This window comes from Kitasatospora sp. NEAU-CNBT7 (genome assembly GCF_057220535.1).
The window spans coordinates 1-17,424 of record NZ_JBXQQB010000010.1 but is presented as its reverse complement, the minus strand read 5'-3'; the positions used below and the strand labels follow the sequence as shown (position 1 = coordinate 17,424).

At 71.9% G+C, this 17,424-nt stretch carries 15 protein-coding genes and 1 pseudogene; 6 read left to right on the top strand and 10 right to left on the bottom strand.

The genetic code is table 11. The annotated features are described in order from the left end of the window. The first annotated feature begins 5 nt into the window (after positions 1 to 5). Entirely contained in the window at positions 6 to 1,994 is a 1,989-nt protein-coding gene (locus AC2TEW_RS15505; RefSeq protein WP_484623910.1) for a hypothetical protein, read from the top strand. Positions 1,995 to 2,009: 15 nt separating this feature from the next. Then, on the top strand, positions 2,010 to 3,026 hold the full coding sequence (locus AC2TEW_RS15500; protein WP_484623909.1) for a hypothetical protein: 1,017 nt from the start codon (positions 2,010 to 2,012) through the stop codon (positions 3,024 to 3,026). A gap of 162 nt (positions 3,027 to 3,188) precedes the next feature. Here the strand turns inward: AC2TEW_RS15500 and AC2TEW_RS15495 are convergent, their stop codons facing one another. The 6 genes from AC2TEW_RS15495 to AC2TEW_RS15470 all read right to left on the bottom strand — a co-directional run bounded on the left by AC2TEW_RS15495 (position 3,189) and on the right by AC2TEW_RS15470 (position 9,336). After that, positions 3,189 to 4,091 (bottom strand): hypothetical protein, encoded by a 903-nt coding sequence (locus tag AC2TEW_RS15495; RefSeq protein WP_484623908.1) that lies wholly within the window; start codon positions 4,089 to 4,091, stop codon positions 3,189 to 3,191. A 264-nt stretch (positions 4,092 to 4,355) separates the two neighbouring features. Further along, positions 4,356 to 6,152, bottom strand: coding sequence for a WD40 repeat domain-containing protein (locus AC2TEW_RS15490; protein ID WP_484623907.1), 1,797 nt, complete (start codon positions 6,150 to 6,152; stop codon positions 4,356 to 4,358). A gap of 4 nt (positions 6,153 to 6,156) precedes the next feature. Further along, the gene (locus tag AC2TEW_RS15485; RefSeq protein ID WP_484623906.1) at positions 6,157 to 7,014 is read right to left on the bottom strand and encodes a nucleic acid/nucleotide deaminase domain-containing protein; all 858 of its coding nucleotides are present in this window, start codon (positions 7,012 to 7,014) and stop codon (positions 6,157 to 6,159) included. A 47-nt stretch (positions 7,015 to 7,061) separates the two neighbouring features. Continuing rightward, complete coding sequence (locus tag AC2TEW_RS15480; protein WP_484623905.1) at positions 7,062 to 7,622, bottom strand: SUKH-4 family immunity protein; 561 nt, start codon at positions 7,620 to 7,622, stop codon at positions 7,062 to 7,064. A 92-nt stretch (positions 7,623 to 7,714) separates the two neighbouring features. Further along, positions 7,715 to 8,614, bottom strand: coding sequence for a nucleic acid/nucleotide deaminase domain-containing protein (locus AC2TEW_RS15475; protein WP_484623904.1), 900 nt, complete (start codon positions 8,612 to 8,614; stop codon positions 7,715 to 7,717). Further along, positions 8,611 to 9,336 (bottom strand): WXG100-like domain-containing protein, encoded by a 726-nt coding sequence (locus AC2TEW_RS15470; RefSeq protein ID WP_484623903.1) that lies wholly within the window; start codon positions 9,334 to 9,336, stop codon positions 8,611 to 8,613. Before AC2TEW_RS15470 ends, AC2TEW_RS15475 begins: the two co-directional genes overlap by 4 nt. Positions 9,337 to 9,521: 185 nt before the next feature. Here AC2TEW_RS15470 and AC2TEW_RS15465 point away from each other — a divergent pair. Then, a pseudogene (locus tag AC2TEW_RS15465) lies at positions 9,522 to 10,112 on the top strand (transposase); the annotation flags it as partial. A 215-nt stretch (positions 10,113 to 10,327) separates the two neighbouring features. Beyond that, complete coding sequence (locus tag AC2TEW_RS15460) at positions 10,328 to 11,521, top strand: hypothetical protein (RefSeq protein WP_484623902.1); 1,194 nt, start codon at positions 10,328 to 10,330, stop codon at positions 11,519 to 11,521. A gap of 513 nt (positions 11,522 to 12,034) precedes the next feature. On the opposite strand, the gene AC2TEW_RS15455 is transcribed toward AC2TEW_RS15460, so the two are convergent. The 4 genes from AC2TEW_RS15455 to pdxR all read right to left on the bottom strand — a co-directional run bounded on the left by AC2TEW_RS15455 (position 12,035) and on the right by pdxR (position 15,826). Next, positions 12,035 to 12,925: a hypothetical protein gene (locus AC2TEW_RS15455; protein ID WP_484623901.1), complete on the bottom strand. Its 891-nt coding sequence runs from the start codon at positions 12,923 to 12,925 to the stop codon at positions 12,035 to 12,037. Positions 12,926 to 13,100: 175 nt separating this feature from the next. Continuing rightward, complete coding sequence (locus AC2TEW_RS15450; RefSeq protein WP_484623900.1) at positions 13,101 to 13,769, bottom strand: DUF402 domain-containing protein; 669 nt, start codon at positions 13,767 to 13,769, stop codon at positions 13,101 to 13,103. Next, complete coding sequence (locus AC2TEW_RS15445; protein ID WP_484623899.1) at positions 13,748 to 14,209, bottom strand: hypothetical protein; 462 nt, start codon at positions 14,207 to 14,209, stop codon at positions 13,748 to 13,750. Before AC2TEW_RS15445 ends, AC2TEW_RS15450 begins: the two co-directional genes overlap by 22 nt. A 216-nt stretch (positions 14,210 to 14,425) precedes the next feature. Continuing rightward, on the bottom strand, positions 14,426 to 15,826 hold the full coding sequence (gene pdxR / locus AC2TEW_RS15440) for a MocR-like pyridoxine biosynthesis transcription factor PdxR (RefSeq protein WP_484623898.1): 1,401 nt from the start codon (positions 15,824 to 15,826) through the stop codon (positions 14,426 to 14,428). A 124-nt stretch (positions 15,827 to 15,950) separates the two neighbouring features. Between pdxR and AC2TEW_RS15435 the strand changes: the two genes are divergently transcribed. Continuing rightward, positions 15,951 to 16,703, top strand: coding sequence for a metallophosphoesterase (locus AC2TEW_RS15435; RefSeq protein ID WP_484623897.1), 753 nt, complete (start codon positions 15,951 to 15,953; stop codon positions 16,701 to 16,703). A 117-nt stretch (positions 16,704 to 16,820) separates the two neighbouring features. Next, positions 16,821 to 17,009, top strand: coding sequence for a hypothetical protein (locus AC2TEW_RS15430; RefSeq protein ID WP_484623896.1), 189 nt, complete (start codon positions 16,821 to 16,823; stop codon positions 17,007 to 17,009). Positions 17,010 to 17,424: the final 415 nt, after the last annotated feature.

Genomic DNA, 17,424 nt, shown 5'->3' with positions numbered 1-17,424 from the left:
GCGTCGTGACCGGCGTGCCCACGCAGCTGACGGTTGCAGATCTCGTGCTCGGCTCCCTTCGTTCCGGCGGCGGCCCGGTGCCCGACGACGCCGGGCTGCCGTTCTTCCGGCTCGGCGCGCTCGGCCCGGCGCTCGGCGACTTCCTGCCGACCCACCCGTCCGCGGGCGGCTCGAGCGCGCCGATGTTCGGTGTGTGGGCGCCGATCCTCGGGTTACTGGCGGGAACCCCCGGTACCCCGGGCATGGCGGCGAACCTCCGCACGCTGAAGGACGTGCTCGGCCGCTTCGAGAAGGCGGTGCACGACAAGGACCAGCTGGCGCTCCTGTCGATGAAGGACGACCTGCAGGGGCTGCCCGACGTGGTGACCGTCCTGCAGGGCCAGTTCTCCTCGATCAGTGGCCTGCGCTCCTCGCTCAAGGACGCGATCCTGGGGACCCGGCCGCTGCCCAAGGCCCCGCCGGCGGGTAAGTGGGTGCCGCGCGACACCCTGCACGGCCACCGCACCGGGACCTTCTGGCACGCGCTGCGGCAGAAGGCCGCCGCCTCCGGTGACCCACGGATCCGGGCCTTCGGCCTGGGGACCTCCGTGGGGTACGCCGGTGCCCTGTGCGGGAACCCGTTCATCAACGGCGTCGTGGGGGCTCCGTACCGGACCCACTGGTGGCGCCACCGCTGGGTCTCGCACCACGTGGACGCCTGGGTGTGGGGCTACTACCGCACCAGGGAGCGGGTGCGCGCCGCGGGGGAGGAGATCGTCTTCCCGCCCGGCACCGGCGGGCGGGTGCCGCTCCCGCCGTGCGGAACGTGGGACGACATCGCCGGCTCCGAGCTCCAGGACCGGTTCGCCATCGGCGGGATCACACCCGACCTCGTGCTGAACGCCGTCCGCGACAAGGTCCCCCTCACCGGCTTCCTGCCCCCCGAACTGGTGACGCTCTGGCTGGACAGCTACCACGACGCGGTCGGCGACCCCGCCTCGCCGGGCGTCGACGGGCCCGGCCTCGAGGGCGCGTACGCGATGACCTGGCTGACCACCTGGATCATGAGCTCGGCCGCCCTGCTCGGCTCGATGCCGCCCCACCGGATCCAGGAGCCGGACGCCTGCGGCGACCGGCCGGACTGGGTCGAGGCGGACGGCAGCGTGGTCGTCGGCGGCACGACCGTTCCCCAGCCGCCGATCACCCAGCCCGATCCCTCGATCCCGGAGATCGCGAGCGCCATCGTGGCGGCGATCCTCGGCGTGGCGCAGTACCTGCTGGCCGGGCTGGCCGCCGCGGCGGCGCTGATCTGGGCGGCGGTCGAGCTGCTGGACGACGCCACCGATCCCGACTGGGACAACCTGCGCTGCCAGTCCGGCTGGACGGATTCCTTCCTCGCCCGCCTGGAGAACGCGTTCCACGACCTGCTCAGCACGAGCGGGCTCGGACCGCCGTACGCGGTTCAACTCGCCCACAACGAGATCCAGTTCCAGACCTGGGGCACGATCGTCCCGCCGGACAGCGGGCTCGGCACCTGCCGCAGCCCCTCGGCGCAGGAGGGCGACGGGTACCCGGCCGCGTTGTGGAGCCCGGTGCCGCCGGACGAGAGCAACTGGCCGCAGTACCCGACCGAACCGCTCGAGCCGCCCGCGCAGATGTCGTACCCGGAGGGGCCGTGGTGGCCGCTGCACTTCGTGGACGGCTTCAGCTTCACCGACGCCGGACCCACCTCCGTACCGCGGTTCCCCTCGACCCAGAACAACCCGCTCGCCGCGCCCGGGGGCAAGCCCACCGTCCTCGACGCGGCCCAGTGGGAGCTGCGGATGCAGCGCGCCGAGTCCGGCGGCATCCCGCAGGGCGCCTTCGGCAACGCCGTGGACGTGGCGCTCGCCCTGATCGGCAGCCCCACGGCGCAGCTCCCCGAGTGGGACCTCGGCGGGGACCGCGGCATCGGCTGGCCGACCTGGGTCTTCGCCGACCCGGCCGGCCAGGTCGGCCCCGTCGTCAGGGAATGAGCAGAAAGGCCCGCCATGACCCCGCCGACCGATGACACCCCCCGCCGCCCCCGGGGCGAGGGACCACCTCCGACCTACACCCCGTGGCTCGTCGTGCGGGCCGCACCCGGCGACCAGGGATCGCGGCCGCTGCCCGCCGGCGCCGTCTACTACGCCTGCCCGGACATCGCGGTGGCTCCCGCCGACACCTGGGGCCGGGTACAGGCCGGTGACACCGTGACGGTGTCGGTGACCGCACAGAACCTCGGCCACGCGGCCGCCCCGGGCGTACGCGCCCAGTTCTGGTGGGCGGACCCGTCCGCCGGGCTGACGCCCCAGCAGGCGACCTTCATCGGCACCTCGGACCGCACGCCGATCGCCGCGGGACTCGCCGAGACACTGGTCTGCACCACGCCCTGGACCCCGCTGTTCGTCAACGGCGGCCACGAATGCCTGGTGGTCGAGGTCGCCTCGCTGTCGGACCCGCTGACCAGCACCTTCCGCCCCGACCTGGACCGGCACGTGGGCCAGCGCAACGTCACCGTGCTGCCACCGCAGGGCGAGCCGCAGCGGATCGTCCTCACCCTGGCCAACCCGTTCGGCGAGGACGCCCGCACGATCCTGTGCGTGCGCACCTTCCAGGTCACCGGGTTCGAGCGGATCCCCGGCTTCGGGCTGCCTCTCACCCCGGCCGACACCCTGCTCCACGTCGACGACCCGGTCCTCGCCGAGCCGCTCGCCGCCCTGGGCGCCGAGGTCTCCGCACGGGAACCGGGCCAGGGCCTGCAGATCGGCGACCCGGCCCCCGACCCCGACGTCCGCTGCGGCGGATACCCCGATGAGGTCCTGGCCGCACTGCGCGACCGCCGCGCACCCGGCCACGACTTCGGCCGGCCGATCGCCGAGGCCGTACTCCCCGCCGCCGGGGCCGCCACCGTCGAGCTGACCGCCCCCCTCGGCGCCACCGGCGACGCGGCCCTCGTCCACCGCCTCACCCAGGTCTGCGACGACACCGACATCGGCGGCTACACGCTCCTGTCGCTGCCCCTTTGACGCCGCTGCCTTGCGCGCGTCGGTTGCCCGCAGCCGGGGGCCCTCGGACAGGCGGCGGAGGTCCACGTCCGCGCCGCCCTCCACCGGGCACCGACCGTCCCGTCGGCCGCAACCGGAAACCCACCGGGAGCCTGCGCCGCGTCGGGGGACGCCGGTCGCCCGCTAACCGGCGTCGAGTCCGTCCATCGTGCGCCGGGCGTCCTGTACGCGTGCCCGGGCCCCGGCCGCACGCTCGGCCGCCTGCCTGTGCTCCGCGCGGCCGCGCTCCTCGGCGTGCCGGGCGGCACGCAGCGCGTCCTCGGCGGCCTGCAGCACCTGCCGGGCCTCCTCGACCGCCCGTTCCCCGTGCTCGCGCCGTCCGGCGAGCTCGTCCTGGCGCCGGGCGAGCGCCTCGAGCGTGGCCTGCGCAGCCTCGTACTCGCCCGTCGCGTGCTCGAGTGCCCGACGGGCCGCATCCCGGCGGACACGCAGCGGCCCGGCGGCCTTGTCGATGCGGTCGTCGGCCCCGGTCGAAGGCGCCGCTCCGGCCGGGCCCGGCGTGTCGGAACCGGCCGCTTCCCCGCGTCGACCGTCGGCGGGAGCGGCCGGGAGACCGGAAGGTGCTTCCTCCAGGGCCGAGGCGAGACGACCCGCGGCGACCAGATCCGCCTGCTGCTCGCCGGCCGTCGCGGCCCGCAGCGTCCGCTCGACCTCGCGCTGCTGCGCCTCGCCCAGGTGTTCGCCGCGGCCGACCGCGTCCCGCGCAGCCAGGGCGGTGAGAGCCGTGACCGCGCGGTGGCGGCGTGCCGACAGCTCACGCAGCACCTTGCCGTCACCGCGCTGCTGCGCCGTCCGCAGGGCCCGCCCGAGGTCGAGGAGGTCGGCCAGCTCCACGGGGTGGTTCCTGGCGAGGAGGTTCACGGCATGTGCGGCCGCGGTGGGCCGGCGCAGCTTCCGGAGCCGCGCGGCCAGCTCCCGGTCCCCGTCCTGCCGTGCCCGGGCGGCCGCACGGTCCCGTGCCGCGGTGAACTCGCCGACCGGCAGGGCGTAGAGCCCGTCCGCGGCATCATCCTCGGGCCCGGCCACCCACACCACCTCCCTGCCGTTCCGGTTCCGTCGGCCCAATCGTCCGGCACCCGTCAGCGCGCTGCCAGCAGACACCCGGCGCAGCACACCGAGCCGCGGTCGCCCACCTCAGAACGCTCCGGCTGTGCTCGGTGCTCGGTGCTCGCTGCTCCCGGGATCGGCGTCGGCGGTGGCGTCGGCGGTGGTGGGGCCCGGGCCGGACGTCCGGCGGTGTCCGTCCGCACCTCCGGGCAGGGACCCGCCTGCTCCGGCAGGCGTCGGCCCTCAGCCCCAGAGTCTGTCGAGGTCGAGCTGCAGGGCCGTGCTGCCCTCCGGCCCTCCCAGGAGCAGGACGCCGCTGGTGGTGAGGGCGAGGGCGTCGGCGTCGGAGAGGAGCGGCACGGCCGTCATACGGCCTTCGAACACCTGCCACAGGTGCAGCCGGCGGTCGGCCCACGCGACGGCGAGGACCGGACCGGCCTCGGTGTCGGCGAGCGCGAGGGCCGTCGGGAGACAGTTGCGGCGTTCCACCGGAGCGGGCATGGCCTCGCCGCTCGCGGAGTCCCAGAGCCGCACCGTTCCGTCCAGGCCGCCGCTGATCACGAGCGTCACTCCGCTCCCGCGCAGCAGGAGGCAGGCCAGCGCGGTGACGGCGTTCCGGTGCAGGTCGCCGGTGCGGGGACCGGTGTGCGGGTCGGTCAGGGACCACTGGTGGATGCGCCCGTGGGCATCTCCCACCACCACCCGGTCGCCGTCGCCCGCCACGGCGGTGACCCGGTCTCCCTTGCGGGCCAGACCGGTGGCGTTGTGGTGGAGGGCCAGGAAGTCGGCGCCGGCCGGCGCCATGGCCGACCCGTCGACCGGCACCGTACGGAGGGTGCCGTCCGCCTCCAGCGCCATGAGACAGGCGGTGCCGGCCGGTGCCAGGTGCACGGGTCGGATCTTCGGGTCCGTGGACAGGCGTCCGGCAGCGGCCCCGCCGGTGGCGTCGTACAGCCAGATGCGGCCGACGGGGTCCGCGGCCGCGACCCGCCCGTCCGGTGCGCCTGCTGCCGGGAGCACGGCCATGGCGCTGGTCCGCCGTCCCGGGTGGCTCCACCGGGCGGTCCAGGTGTTGGCCTGTGCGAGGGGCCGCAGGAACTCACTCAGCCGGCGGTCGCTGCCCAGAGCCGCCAGGTGCAGGAGTGCACCTCGTTCGGGGTCGGACGGCTCGGCGGAGGACAACTGCGGTGCGGCACGGTTCCACACGGCGCGCAGCTTCTCGGGGGCGGTTATGCGTGGATCCGCGAGGGTCGCGGTGATGGCCGCGGCCGAGCCGTGCACGAGGAAGCCCGGATCCCTGAGCAGGTGGGCGGCCGTTCCGGCGGCCAGTGCCCGGTCGAGTGCCGTTTCGCGTTCGCCGGGGGACGCGCTGCGCCAGTCCACGGTGCGGGCCGGGTCCGGCCCGGCGGCCGGGGCGGTGGCGGGGGCGGGGACCCGCGTCCGGCCGGCCGGGATGTCCGGCGGCGTGGTGGCGTGGCTCGGGTGCCGGGAGGCCTCGTGGTGGCCGGGGGAGACCGGCTGGGGCCCGAAGTCCAGGACGAGGGCCTCGTCGAGGTTCGGGAGGGGAAGTTGCCCCGCCTCGATCGCGGCCCGTACGTGCGTCAGCGCGAGGAGCGGGGCGAGGAGTTCGTCGTAGAGGGTACGGGGGTCGGCGGCGGGCAGGTCGGCGGGGCCCCGGCCGGCCCGGTGCAGATCGGGCACCAGGAGCCGGACGGGGCGCGGATCGGCGCCGACCCGGCCGACCAGTTCGGCGGGCGGCAGCGGGCCGTAGCCGAGTTGGCGGCCCAGTTCCCAGGCCACGGTGGCGGCCGTCTGCCCCTCGGCCGGCACGGTTGCGTGGACGACGGTGCGTGCGTCGCTGTCGGAGCCGGCGAGGAGCCAGGCCAGGAGGTGGCTCTTGCCGGTCTGCCGGCCGCCCGTCAGCAGGCACACGCGCGGGCAGTCGGCGTCCTGGCGCCAGGCCCAGTCGAGCAGGGCCGGCGCGTGCCGGGCGGCGGAGCCGGTGGCGGCCGGCCAGCCGCTGAGGGCGGGGGAGGTCACGGGCTCACACACCTCCGCTTCGCTGTGCGGCGAGCAGCTGCCGGATGCCGTCGTGCCGGGAGGCGGCGCTCTCGCCGTACGGGAAGTTGTGGGTCAGTGTGGCGTCGGGGAACATGAGGGCCAGCCACATCGAGCAGTAGTGGCCGGGCATGGAGCAGGCCTCGAGTTCGGTGTGGATGCGGGTGACCTGCTCGGGTTGGACACCGGCGGCCTCCAGGCTGCTCCACAGGCGTTCCTCCGGGTGGAGGCAGATCGCGCCCGAGGACGTGACGATCTCCTTCTCGCCCTCGTCGTTGACGATTTCGAAGGACGCGTAGGACTCGGCGCCCGCGGTGTCGCGGATGTCGTCGAGAACGAGGGGCCACCAGCTCTCCCGGTCGGCGAACGCCTGGGGGTCGGCCTCCCGGAGGCGCTCCTCGAACGCGGAGAAGGCGGCCGAGGCCAGCTGGGGGTCGTCGGTGGAGCCGAGGGTGTCGAGCAGGACGTCGAGTCCCAGCAGGCCGTCGGCGAGGGCTTCCGGGGAGGAGTTCACGAACCTGAGCGGCTCGTCGTAGCCGATCAGGAGCGCCTGTACGCGTCCGTCCGGGGCGGTCACCAGGTCGTAGGCCCGGTCGGAACCGAGTCTGGCCCAGTCCGCGTGTTCGGCGTCCAGCGGCTGACCGATGTCCTCGGCGTACTCGCGCAGCGGGATCGGCTCGCCCTCGATGGTGTGGAAGTACGGGCCCACCTGGAGAGGGAGGACCAGCGCGGCGACGCGGGCCGGCGCCGGGGCATCTGTGCGGGCGGCGGCCGACGCGCTGCCGAACCGCCGGACCCCGTCCTCGCCGAACCGGTCGACGAGGGGGCTGCTGGGACTGGTCACGGACTCTCCTTGACGGGACGTGAGGTTGTGCGCGGGAACGGCGGCCGCTACTGCAGCTTGGTCGACACGTACTGCAGCACGGTGGTCCAGGCGGACTCCGGGTGGGCGAACGCCGTGCCGTCGGCCGCTTCCATCCGTGCCCGCAGCCGCCGCTCGGCCCCCTCCTCGAAGGTGCCGTCGCCGGCCTCGAAGTCGTAGTTGGGCCGTTCCACCTCGAGCAGGTACAGGAAGTAGGCGAAGGCGTCGAGGCTGCGGTTGAGCAGGTAGGGGGCGCCGCCGTCGTCCGGCAGGCAGTAGACCGCGCCGGTCGAGGAGTCCAGCGCGATGTCGTCGTAGGACAGCCCGCCCAGGTTGATCCACCGGGAGAGGTCGAACGGCAGCCCCGGGTGGTCGTCGGCGATCTCCTCGAAACCGATCTCGAACTCCCCGTCGCAGACCTCCTCGCTCACCTCGAACCAGGCGGCCGGCTTGTCGGGAAGCCCGACGCCGACCAGGAAGTCCCGCGTCGGTCCGTGGTCGATGTCCTGCGCGACCGCTGCGTCCAGGGTGACGAGCAGCTCCGGCGGGAACACCGACTCCAGCTCGGCCCGGCCGACGAGGTAAGCCATCAGAAACACTGCCCATCTATGCGATTTCGGATATTGAACGCCCGCGCTTCAGCCTACTATGAACCACCTTCAGGTCCAATTCCGCCGGGTCCCTACTTGGACCTGAAGGCGTGGTGACTGGGCCTGGGATTCAAGTCCCTCAGATGCTTCTCCATCTGCGCGTTGCCGCGCTTTTGCGATTCATCGGTGAACCCGTATTCGACGGTGTGGCTCACCTGGACGTGGCCGGGAAGATGGTCGCACATCCACGCACTGCAGTTGGCCCTGCTCGTGCAGGGTTCTCGCTCGGTGTAGAGGGCGGTGATGCCGTTCGGATCACCGGCCTGGAGGAACGGGATTCCGAGAATACGTTCGGAGTGGGTCGGGAATCGACTTCGCCCCACCAGGATGAATCCCCCCGGGTCCCCTTCCTGTCCGTGCCTCACCGCGGCATAGTTGTTGCTGCTGAAGTTGTACTTGTCGGTGTCCTTGTCCTTGCTGTAGTTCCCGTAGCTCTGGTCCTCGTGGCGGGCCAGCTGGGTCGCCCGTGACAACTCGTCGTGGTCGAAGCCGACCTGGTCCGAGTGCTTCTTCGGCCGGTTGCCGCCCTTCGGGAGCTCCTTCAGGTTGTACGGGTTCTTCTTGCCGGTCGGCCGCTTGCCGACCTGGTCCTTGCCGTTCAGCTTCAGCGGCAGACCCTTGCGCTCGTCGGCGGTCAGGGCCCGGGGCCCGTTCGGCGTGAGGCGCTCGATCACCCGGTCGTCGCGAATGCGGTAGACGGGCGTCGAGCCCATGCCGTTCCTGGCCGATTGCAGCGTCGACTTCGGCACGTGGATCGACTGCAGATGCTTGAGATGGGCCTCTTCGGCCTCGGCGGTGTTCTTCGCCACCTTCTCGCTGCCGTGGGCGACCTGCTTGACGGCCCCGCTGACCGCCTTGCCGATGTCCTCGCCGACCGCTTTGGTCACCTTGGCGGCCGACTTCTTGATTCCCTTGGCAATGGCATTGCTCATTCGAACGTCATCCCCTCGGTGGCCGCAACGAACCGCTGGGCGTGACCGGCCATCTCGTCCGAATGGCCGTGCAGGGCCTGGGCGTGCTCCAGGAGTTTCTCCGGATGGATCCGAAAGCCGTCAGCGGCGGGTCCCGCGCCGGCCGCGCCGAGCGCCGCCTCCACCCCCTGGAATACCAGGCCGCTCAACGCCCGCTCGACCACCGCCTCCAGCGGGCCGCACATCTGCTCCATCAGCTCGCCGATGATCTGGTCCTCCAACTGCTGGAGGAGTGCGTTCACCACCCGCTTCGTCGCCTCGATCAGCACCGCCTCGGCGGCCTCGGCCGCCCCGAGCGTCGCCACAGCGGCGGCCTGCGTGGCGACGAACTCGACCGCCATCACCCCCAACTCGGCGATGACCGCCAGCTTCGCGGCCACGATGGCATCGGCGGCGACATCCAGCACCGTCCCGGCGGCATGACACACCTCGACGATCTCGGTCATGTGATCGGAGGACATCGCGGCCCACCGCTGCACGAGCACGTCGTAGGAGGCGGCCTGGTACGCCTCACCCATCTGCCTGATGGTCTCGGTGACAGCCATGTGCGTGCCGTCGATGTTCGACGCGAAGTCGCGGATGTGAGCGGCGAACTCGCGGACCTCGTCCTCGTTGACCTGAGGCCAGTTCAGGCCGATCAGATTCATCACCCAGACGAATTCGCCCGGCAGCTCGATGGCCACGCACTCTCCCCCTTGTGCCACGTGACTGACAGACAGCACAGTAGTACGACGTCCCCGGAGCCCGACCTCCAGGGCCGGTGACCTGGGAGGTTCCCTCGGGGACGCCTGCCCGTGGAGGTCCGCGGGTCCGGCCCGCCCGGGCCGGGGTCCGGGTGCGGCAGGTCGGTTGCCCGGGCCGCCGGTCAGTCCGGGGCGCCGGTCGGTCCGTGCTGGTGCTCAAGGACGAGGCCGGCGTCTCGATGACGCCGGCACGGGCCCGCACCTGGGGACGCCGCGGCCACACACCTGTTGTTCGGGTGCGCGGCCGCTCCCGTCGACGGGTCTCGATCGCCGCCCTGACCCGCTACAAGCCCGGCGAACGATCCCGGCTGATCCACCGACCCAGGCTGGACGACGGCCAGGGCCGGAGCAAGGGCCGCAAGGGCTTCGCCTGGACCGACTACCGCGACCTGGTCGTCGCCGCACACAACCGGCTCGACGGCCCGACCGTCCTGATCCGGGACAACCTGAACACCCACCTGGCCGCCGGCATGGAGGAGTTCATCGCCACACAGGACTGGCTGACCGTCTACCAGCTGCCTCCGTACGCACCGGACCTCAACCCCGTCGAGGGCATCTGGCCGCTGCTCCGGCGGGGATTCCGGGCCAACGTCGCCTCCGCCGCCCCGGAGCACCTGGTGCGGACGGTCAGACGAGGGTTGCGGAAGATCCAGTACCGCCCACACCTCATCGACGGCTGCTTGACCGGGACTGGCCTGAGCCTCGCCCCATCCTGACCACAGACACCACGAGTTCAACTCGAGTAGGACAGTCCCACCCTTGTCCCAGGCCGCCGCGCGCGGCCGCTGCCCTTTGACAGGAGACCTCGACCGATTGCCACAGCCTTGACTGATTCGCAAGCCGGCCACCCACGGCACAGTACTGAGGACCAGCGCCGCGCCTGCTGAAAACCCGTTCGCACCGCTGTCACGCGTCCAGGCACAATCGGCCGGTGGATCTGCCCTTGCTGCTTGCCGCTGTCGAACGCGGAGACGACGACACGGTGCTCGAAGCCCTCTTCGACGCCACCACGGACGAACGGGCCGGCGATGACGCCGTGGCCCTGCTGGCCGCCGCCGCGCGGATCGGACGCCAGCGGGTCGTCGACCACCTAGTCCTCTGGGACGTGGACGTGACGCGCCCCTGGGACGGAGGCATGGACCCCGTGGCGTGGGCGGCCGAGAACGGCCGGTTCCTCGTGCTGCAAGCCCTCTTGTCCCGCAACGACGACCCGCTGAGCAGCGGCAGCCCGCACCGGCGCGCGCTGCGCATCGCGCAGGACGCGCTCGCATCCGGGGTCGGCCGCGAGGCTGATCCGCCGCCCGCGCACTGGGCGATTGTCACCGACATGGAAGCCGCGCTCGGCGTCCGTCACTCGCCGGATGAGCTGATGGCCCGTGCTCTTGTGCATGCAGACCCCGACCACGACGACTGGTTCGTCTCGGTCTTCCACCTGGGAACCCGCACCGACCAGGAGACCTTTGACTGGGCTCTCGAAGCCGCCCGGGACACCTCCGGCCCCGACCGCAGGCGGTTCGGCATCAACACGATGGATCAACTGGCGATCTCATTCAGCCTCCTCTCGCTCCCGGACGACGCCGCGCTCCCCTTCGAACGTGAAGCCGAGGACTTCTTGCGCCCGCTGCTCCGCAGCGAGCAAGACCCGCGCACGCTCGCGCTTGTCATCGGCGCTTTCGCCTCCTACAACAACTCGGGAGACACCGTCGCAGCGGTCCTGCCCCACGCCTACCACTCCGACTCCGGGGTCCGGGCGAGCGTCTCCACGATCCTCCACACCAACACCGCCCGGCATCAGGAAGCCCTCGCCGCCCTCGTGCACCTAGCCGGGGACTCCGTGCCCGTGACCCGGGCGAACGCGCTCAGCAAACTCCTCATGTCCGACGTCGACACCCCGGAGCTGCGGGCACTCTTCACTGCGCATCTGACGGACCCGTACTTCGACGCCCACCTGGAAGCCGCCGCCGGCCTTGCCCTGCGCGGCGATGAACGCGGCCAGGCAGCCCTCGACGAGATCCGCTCCGGCATCAAAAACATGAACAGCCCCGGCTGGGGCCGCCTCTCCACGATCGACTACCTGCTGCGCAGGCGCGTCGAGGCAGCAGAGACAACCGTCCGAGGCCGTTGACGGCACACCATCGGTCAGAGCCGGGTGGCAGACACCCCGCACCGGTCATAGCCGCCTGGCGACGTTGTTCACGGGTTGCAGTGGCGACCAGCCTGTTGCCGTCTTCGCGTCCAAGCCGCTCAGCGGCCTCCAGGCGTATCCGTTCCCGACGCTGTTGCTCCTGCGCAGTGAACTCGTCCCCCCTGCGCGTGTCGCACCCCGATGTCGTACCTCAGGGATCAAGGTCCGTCAGCGCCCACGACAAGGCGAGTTCAACCTGAGTACCCGCCACCGCGCCTGCCTGCGGACCGTCGTTGGTGATCGCCGACATGACCCTGCCCTGGAGCTCGGGCGCTTGAAGGCCATGTGAACCGCATCAAGATGTTCAAGCGGCAGATGTACGGCCGCGCCGGCTTTGATCTGCTCCGCAAGCGGGTGTTGCTCGCCTGATCAGGGAACTGTGGCTGTCGGGCACCGACATCAGGTGCCTGTGAGCGCGGTTCGTCATCGGCGTGGGCGCCTCGGGAACCCGGTTTACAAGCCAGCTCTGGCCAGGAGTGCTTCCGCCTGCTCGTGGGTGAGCGCAGGCGGGGCGGGGGCTGCTGAGGGGCATGTGTGGCGGCGGGACGCCAGGACGAATGCCTCAGCCGGGTCATCGGTGATCAGAGTGGCCTCGATCTGCTCGCGCAGCGCTGGCGGAGTGTCCGGGCGACTTGCGATCTCGTTGCGGACACGAAGGCTCGGATCCCCGGCCAACAGCTCGCGCAGGCCGTCCGGCAGCTCAGGATGAGCGGCAACCGCAGTGCGCACAGCGGGATCTGGATCGCCGGCCAGTTGCATGGACGGGGTTGCGTGCCTAACGCTGGCGACACGAGTCGACGGATCGGCGAGCAGGGCAGAGAGCATCTCAGGAGGAGGGGACCACCTGACGACTGCGAACCGACGGACGCCCGGTTCGGGATCTGCGAACAACGCCCGGCGCGTCACGTCTGGGACATTGCGGCAGTACTGAACGGCCCACTCCCGCACGCTGGGGTCCGGGTCCGCAGCAAGACGGGATCCGATTTCCGTCGGCAGATGCTCGTTCATCGCCAGGAACGACCGCACCATGGGGTCCGGGTCCTCGGCGAGACGAGCCAGCAGCCCGAACGGCTCGTCGGTGGCATTGGCAGCGGCGGCGCACCGGACCGCCGACTCCGGGTGCTCCGCCAGGCGAGCCTTGATCGAGGCCGACACGGAGGAGTTGGCGGCGAGGGATCGTGCGGAGCCGAGCGCGATGATCACCTCAACCTGCTCCTCGCTGAGGTCCCGGCGCCGCAAGGCGGCCGCGCGGCGAGCCGCAGGATGCCGCAGCAATCGCCATACCAGATGGGCGGGAAGGTCCTCTTGAGCTGCCAATGCGGTCAGTTCAGCGTCCAGATCCATATCCCGCAGGGTAGACCGACACGATTCGCCGCTCGCAGACGCCAGCAAGTTCCCGGAGCCAGGAAGTTGATTGCTCCTGCGGCAACCTCAAAGCGGCTCGACCTCACGAGGAGAGCCAAGAAGATCAACAATCACTCAGCGTGATCGACCGCAGAATTCGTGCCAGAGCCACAGCTCACGTATCAAGCCAGTCGAGAAACCGCCAGTTCTTTGGCAGCTCGATGGTGAGGAGTTCCTCCACTTCGGTGGGTGGAAAGTCCGGCCAGGTCTTCGTGACGTCGTGCCGGCGGTTGAGTCGTCGGTCGAGGAAGTGCTGCATGTGCGTCAGCCCGCCGGCGGCCTGAGCGGGGCTCAGGTGCCCCGCGGTGAGGGCTTCGGCGTAGTCGTGCAGGTCGAGGAGTCGGTAGGGGTGGTCGGGTGGGCCGACGATGACGTCGATCCACATGTCCTGGGTCTTCAGCAGGGTGCTGCCGTCCCATTCCAGGCTCACGAGGTCGCAGTACCACCAGCCGTGTTGCTCGGGCGGGAACGCCACGGGCTGGTTGATCTGCATGTGTTCGTCGAGCAGCACGAATGTGCGCTGGATGTGGTCGGTGCCGTCCTGGTGGAAGCCCCAGTCGTAGGCGACGACGTCGCCGCGGCGGACTCCTGCCGCTGCCAGTCGGCCGTCGCGCAGGACGGTTACCGGTTCGTCTGGTGTCATGCGGCACGGTACCAACGATCGGTCCAGGACTTCGGCGACCGCGGAGCGGACCGCGTTCTCGTCGACCAGGGACTTGTTGGCGGCGAGGGTGGCGACCAGCGACTGGAGCGCGAGGTTGTTCACCGCGCGGGGACCGGACACCGTAGATCCTGCAGTTCGGCCTCCCGCACCCGCAACGCGCCGAGGTCGCCTTGCTGGAAGCCCGGCGGCGCCACCGGGACGCCGCCCGCCTCGCCACCCGGGTCCGGCGGACCACGGCGCGCCACCACGCCCTCACCTGGCTGGCCCTGATGGCCCCGGAACTGACCCGGGTGGCACGGCGCGCCGGCGACGAGGAACTGCGCGCACTGATCACCACCGACCTGGCGCGGCTGCCCCACCCGCTGAGCCCGGCCCTCGCGCCGGCGGCGCACCTGGCACAGGGAATGCTCGGGGACGATCCGCGCCGGACGGCGGCCGCAGCATGCTCGGCCGCGCACGACGCCGCCGGGATCGGCGAGGCGCTGATCGAACTCGCGGCCCGGGAGGCGGCCGCCGTCGCCGCCGCTGCCATGGGCCTGCGGGACGAGGCACGCAGGCACGGCCGCGAGGCGTTGCAGCGGGCCGAGGAGATCGGCGCGAGCGGCGTCACCCGACGCCTCACCGAGCGGCTGCGCGCGGCCGGGGTCCGGCTCGGCTCTCGGCCGCCCGGCTCAGGGAGCGCGGTCCGAGGCGGCGCCGGCCGCTCGCGGCCCGGCCCGACGGCCTTCGCCCCGCACGCCCTCACCGGGGCGCTTGGGAGCCGGTACGGCTCGGGCTCAGCGTGCGATGTCGGCCAGGACGGACATCAGGGCGTCCAGGGCGAGGGGGTAGCCGTGTCGGGTGGCGGCGCCGAAGCCGACGAGGAGGCCCGGTCTGCCGGCCGTCGGCCGGTGGTGGAGCTCGGTGAGGCCGCGCAGCGCGATGCCCCGGGCCGCGCATTCGGCCAGGAGCCGGTCCTCGGAGGGGCCCTGGGCGGGGAGGGTGACGAGGGTGTGCAGGCCGGCCGGGACGCCGTGCGGTGCGAGGGCGGGAAAGCCGTTCAGCCGTCCGAGCAGCAGTTCGCGGCGGCGACGGTAGCGCAGGCGGGCCGCGCGGATGTGGCGGTCGTAGGCGCGGGTGGCGATCAGGTCGGCGAGAACGAGCTGGCCCAGGGTCTCGGTGTAGAGGTCGGCCTGCTGCTTGGCCTCCACGAACGGGCCCACCAGGTCGGGTGGCAGGACCGTCCAGGCCAGGCGAAGGGCCGGGCCGAGGGTCTTGGACGCCGTTCCGCAGTAGACGACATGGCCGGGAGCGAGGCCCTGCAGGGCGCCGACGGGCTGGCGGTCGTAGCGGAACTCGCCGTCGTAGTCGTCCTCCACGACCAGCCCACCCGTGGAACGCGCCCATTCGCACAGCAGATGGCGGCGCCGGGGGTGCAACGGGACGCCGGTCGGGTACTGGTGGGACGGCGTGACGACCACCGCCCCGGTTCCCTGCGGCAGCGTCCCGACACGAGCGCCGTGGTGGTCCACGGCCAGAGCCGGGGTGGCGAGTCCGGCGCGCTGGACGAGCTCGCGGTAGACGTTGTGGCCCGGGTCCTCCATGGCGACGGCCGTGACACCCGCCGCCCGGAGCAGGCTGCTGAGCAGGTGCACCGACTGGTAGAACCCGGAGGTGATCACTATCCGGTCCGGTGTGGTGATCACTCCTCTGGTCCGCCCGAGGTAGTCCGCGAGTGCGGCGCGCAGCTCGATCCGTCCCTGCGGGTCGCCGGCGCCGAAGACCTCCGGCCGAGCCGAAGCCAGCACCCGGCGGGTCGCGCCGAGCCAGGCTCGAACGGGGAAGGCCCCCACATCGGGAAGCCCGGGGCGCAGGTCGTGGCGGGGGACGGCCGTCGCGGGAACGGGGCCCGGTGGGACCGGGCCGAAGGCCGGCACCTCGGCGACGCGGGTGCCCGAACCGGGGCGCGTGGTCAGGTAGCCCTCCTCCGCCAACTGGTCGTAGGCAGCGGTCACCGTGCCCCGCGAGAGCCCCAGTTCGGTGGCCAGTGCGCGGGTGGAGGGCAGCCGCGTCCCCGAAGCCAGCCGACTGCTCCGGATCGCGTCGCGCAGGGCGGACTCCAGACCGAGCCGCCGCCCACCCGCGGCATCGATCTCGAGATGAAGGTCCAGCCCGGCACTGGACCAATGATTCGGCACGAAACCGGATCTTACCCATGGTCCGGTTGCCGCCTAGATTTCCGCAGGAGCCCGCGCGGAGAGCGCGGCGACGAGCGCCCCGGTCGTACCGAGACCCGGGACATCCGAGCGAGGACCTCGAACCATGGCCGTCATCGCCCACCTGAGTGACATCCACATCGCCGACGAGCGCAGCATCGCCCGCACCAGGGCCGTGATGGACTACCTCGAAGCTCTTCCCCACGACCTCGATGCCGTCGTGGTGACCGGCGACATCGCCGACCACGGCCTGGTGGCCGAGTACGAGCAGGCACGGGAACTGCTCCGTTCCCGCCATCCGGTGCTGGTCTGTCCCGGCAACCACGACGATCGCGCGGCCTTCCGGCAGGGGCTGCTCGGTCAGCCCGGCTCGGCGGCTCCCATCAACCAGGTGCATCACGCCGACGGCTTCTCCATCGTGCTGTGCGATTCGTCGATACCGGGGAAGGACGAGGGGTTCATCGAGGACGAGACCCTGGCCTGGCTGGACGACGTGCTCGCCCGGAGCCCGAGCGATGTGCCCGCGCTCATCGCCTTCCACCACCCGCCGGTCCTGCTGCACACCCCGTTCGTCGACCGCCTGCGCCAGTTCGGCGAGCAGCGACTCGCGGCCGTCGTCGACCGGCACCCCCAGATCGCGGCCTTCCTCTGCGGACACGCCCACACCGCGGCCACGACAACCTTCGCCGGCCGTCCCCTGGTGGTGGCACCCGGCGTCGTCTCCACCCTCCGGCTGCCCTGGGAGCACCGCGCCCACTCGGCGGACCACGTCCACCTCGACCTGCCCCCGGGTCTCGCCTTCCACGTCCTGTACGACGCAGGCGTCCTGACGACCCACTACCGGAGTGTTGCCGGCTGAGACGGCGGGCAGGCCGTGTTCCGGGAAGGGTCCGTGAGGGAGTTCCGGCTGCGACGGCCCGTCAGGACCTCGCCAGCAGCGACGCTGACGATATCGCGCGCCAGGACTGCCCGTGCTGTGCGGTTCCTGTTCATCACCTCGCCGGCGCTGGACGGCTTCTTCGCCGAGATGGCGGCCCTGAACGACAGGACGGGCGGGAACCCGCCGGCCTCCGCGCTCAAGGAACTCGGCGAGCGCTGGGACTGCCTGTTCACCGGCCTGCCCCACGGCGACGCACCGACCGGGATGGTGAACGAACCGCCCTGACACCCGCCTTCGAGCCACCCGCCTCCGGGTCCCCGCCTTCGAGCCACCCGCCTTCGAGCGCCGGCGTCGGGCGTGACGCCCCTCGCCCGACCGCGGGTGTCGGCGGGGCCGTGGCTCACAGGACGTAAGTACCGTCGTCGTCACGCTCGTTGCGCCGGAACAGGCGGGGACGTGCAGGCGGATCGTGAACTGCTCGATCCGGCCGCCGGTGCGGGTGGGGGGAGCGAGTCGTGGTGGAGCATCCGCCGTGAGCCACGTCCACGTCGGCGGGCATCCCCGCGATCATGTGTGGCATCGACACCGAGGAACTCGGCATCGTGCCCCGGCTCGGTCCCCGATGTGCGCCGTCGCCCCATTGGCGAGGCTGGTTCCTGCAGAGCCCGGCGGTACCGCGGAGGCCCGCCCCAGGTGTGGG

What these genes read in the sequence shown, in the direction of transcription:
- AC2TEW_RS15500 (WP_484623909.1), top strand. Translation starts at nt 2,010, where the DNA reads ATGACCCCGCCGACCGATGACACCCCCCGCCGCCCCCGGGGCGAGGGA.
- AC2TEW_RS15480 (WP_484623905.1), bottom strand. Translation starts at nt 7,622, where the DNA reads ATGGCTTACCTCGTCGGCCGGGCCGAGCTGGAGTCGGTGTTCCCGCCG.
- AC2TEW_RS15475 (WP_484623904.1), bottom strand. Translation starts at nt 8,614, where the DNA reads ATGAGCAATGCCATTGCCAAGGGAATCAAGAAGTCGGCCGCCAAGGTG.
- AC2TEW_RS15455 (WP_484623901.1), bottom strand. Translation starts at nt 12,925, where the DNA reads ATGGATCTGGACGCTGAACTGACCGCATTGGCAGCTCAAGAGGACCTT.
- AC2TEW_RS15435 (WP_484623897.1), top strand. Translation starts at nt 15,951, where the DNA reads ATGGCCGTCATCGCCCACCTGAGTGACATCCACATCGCCGACGAGCGC.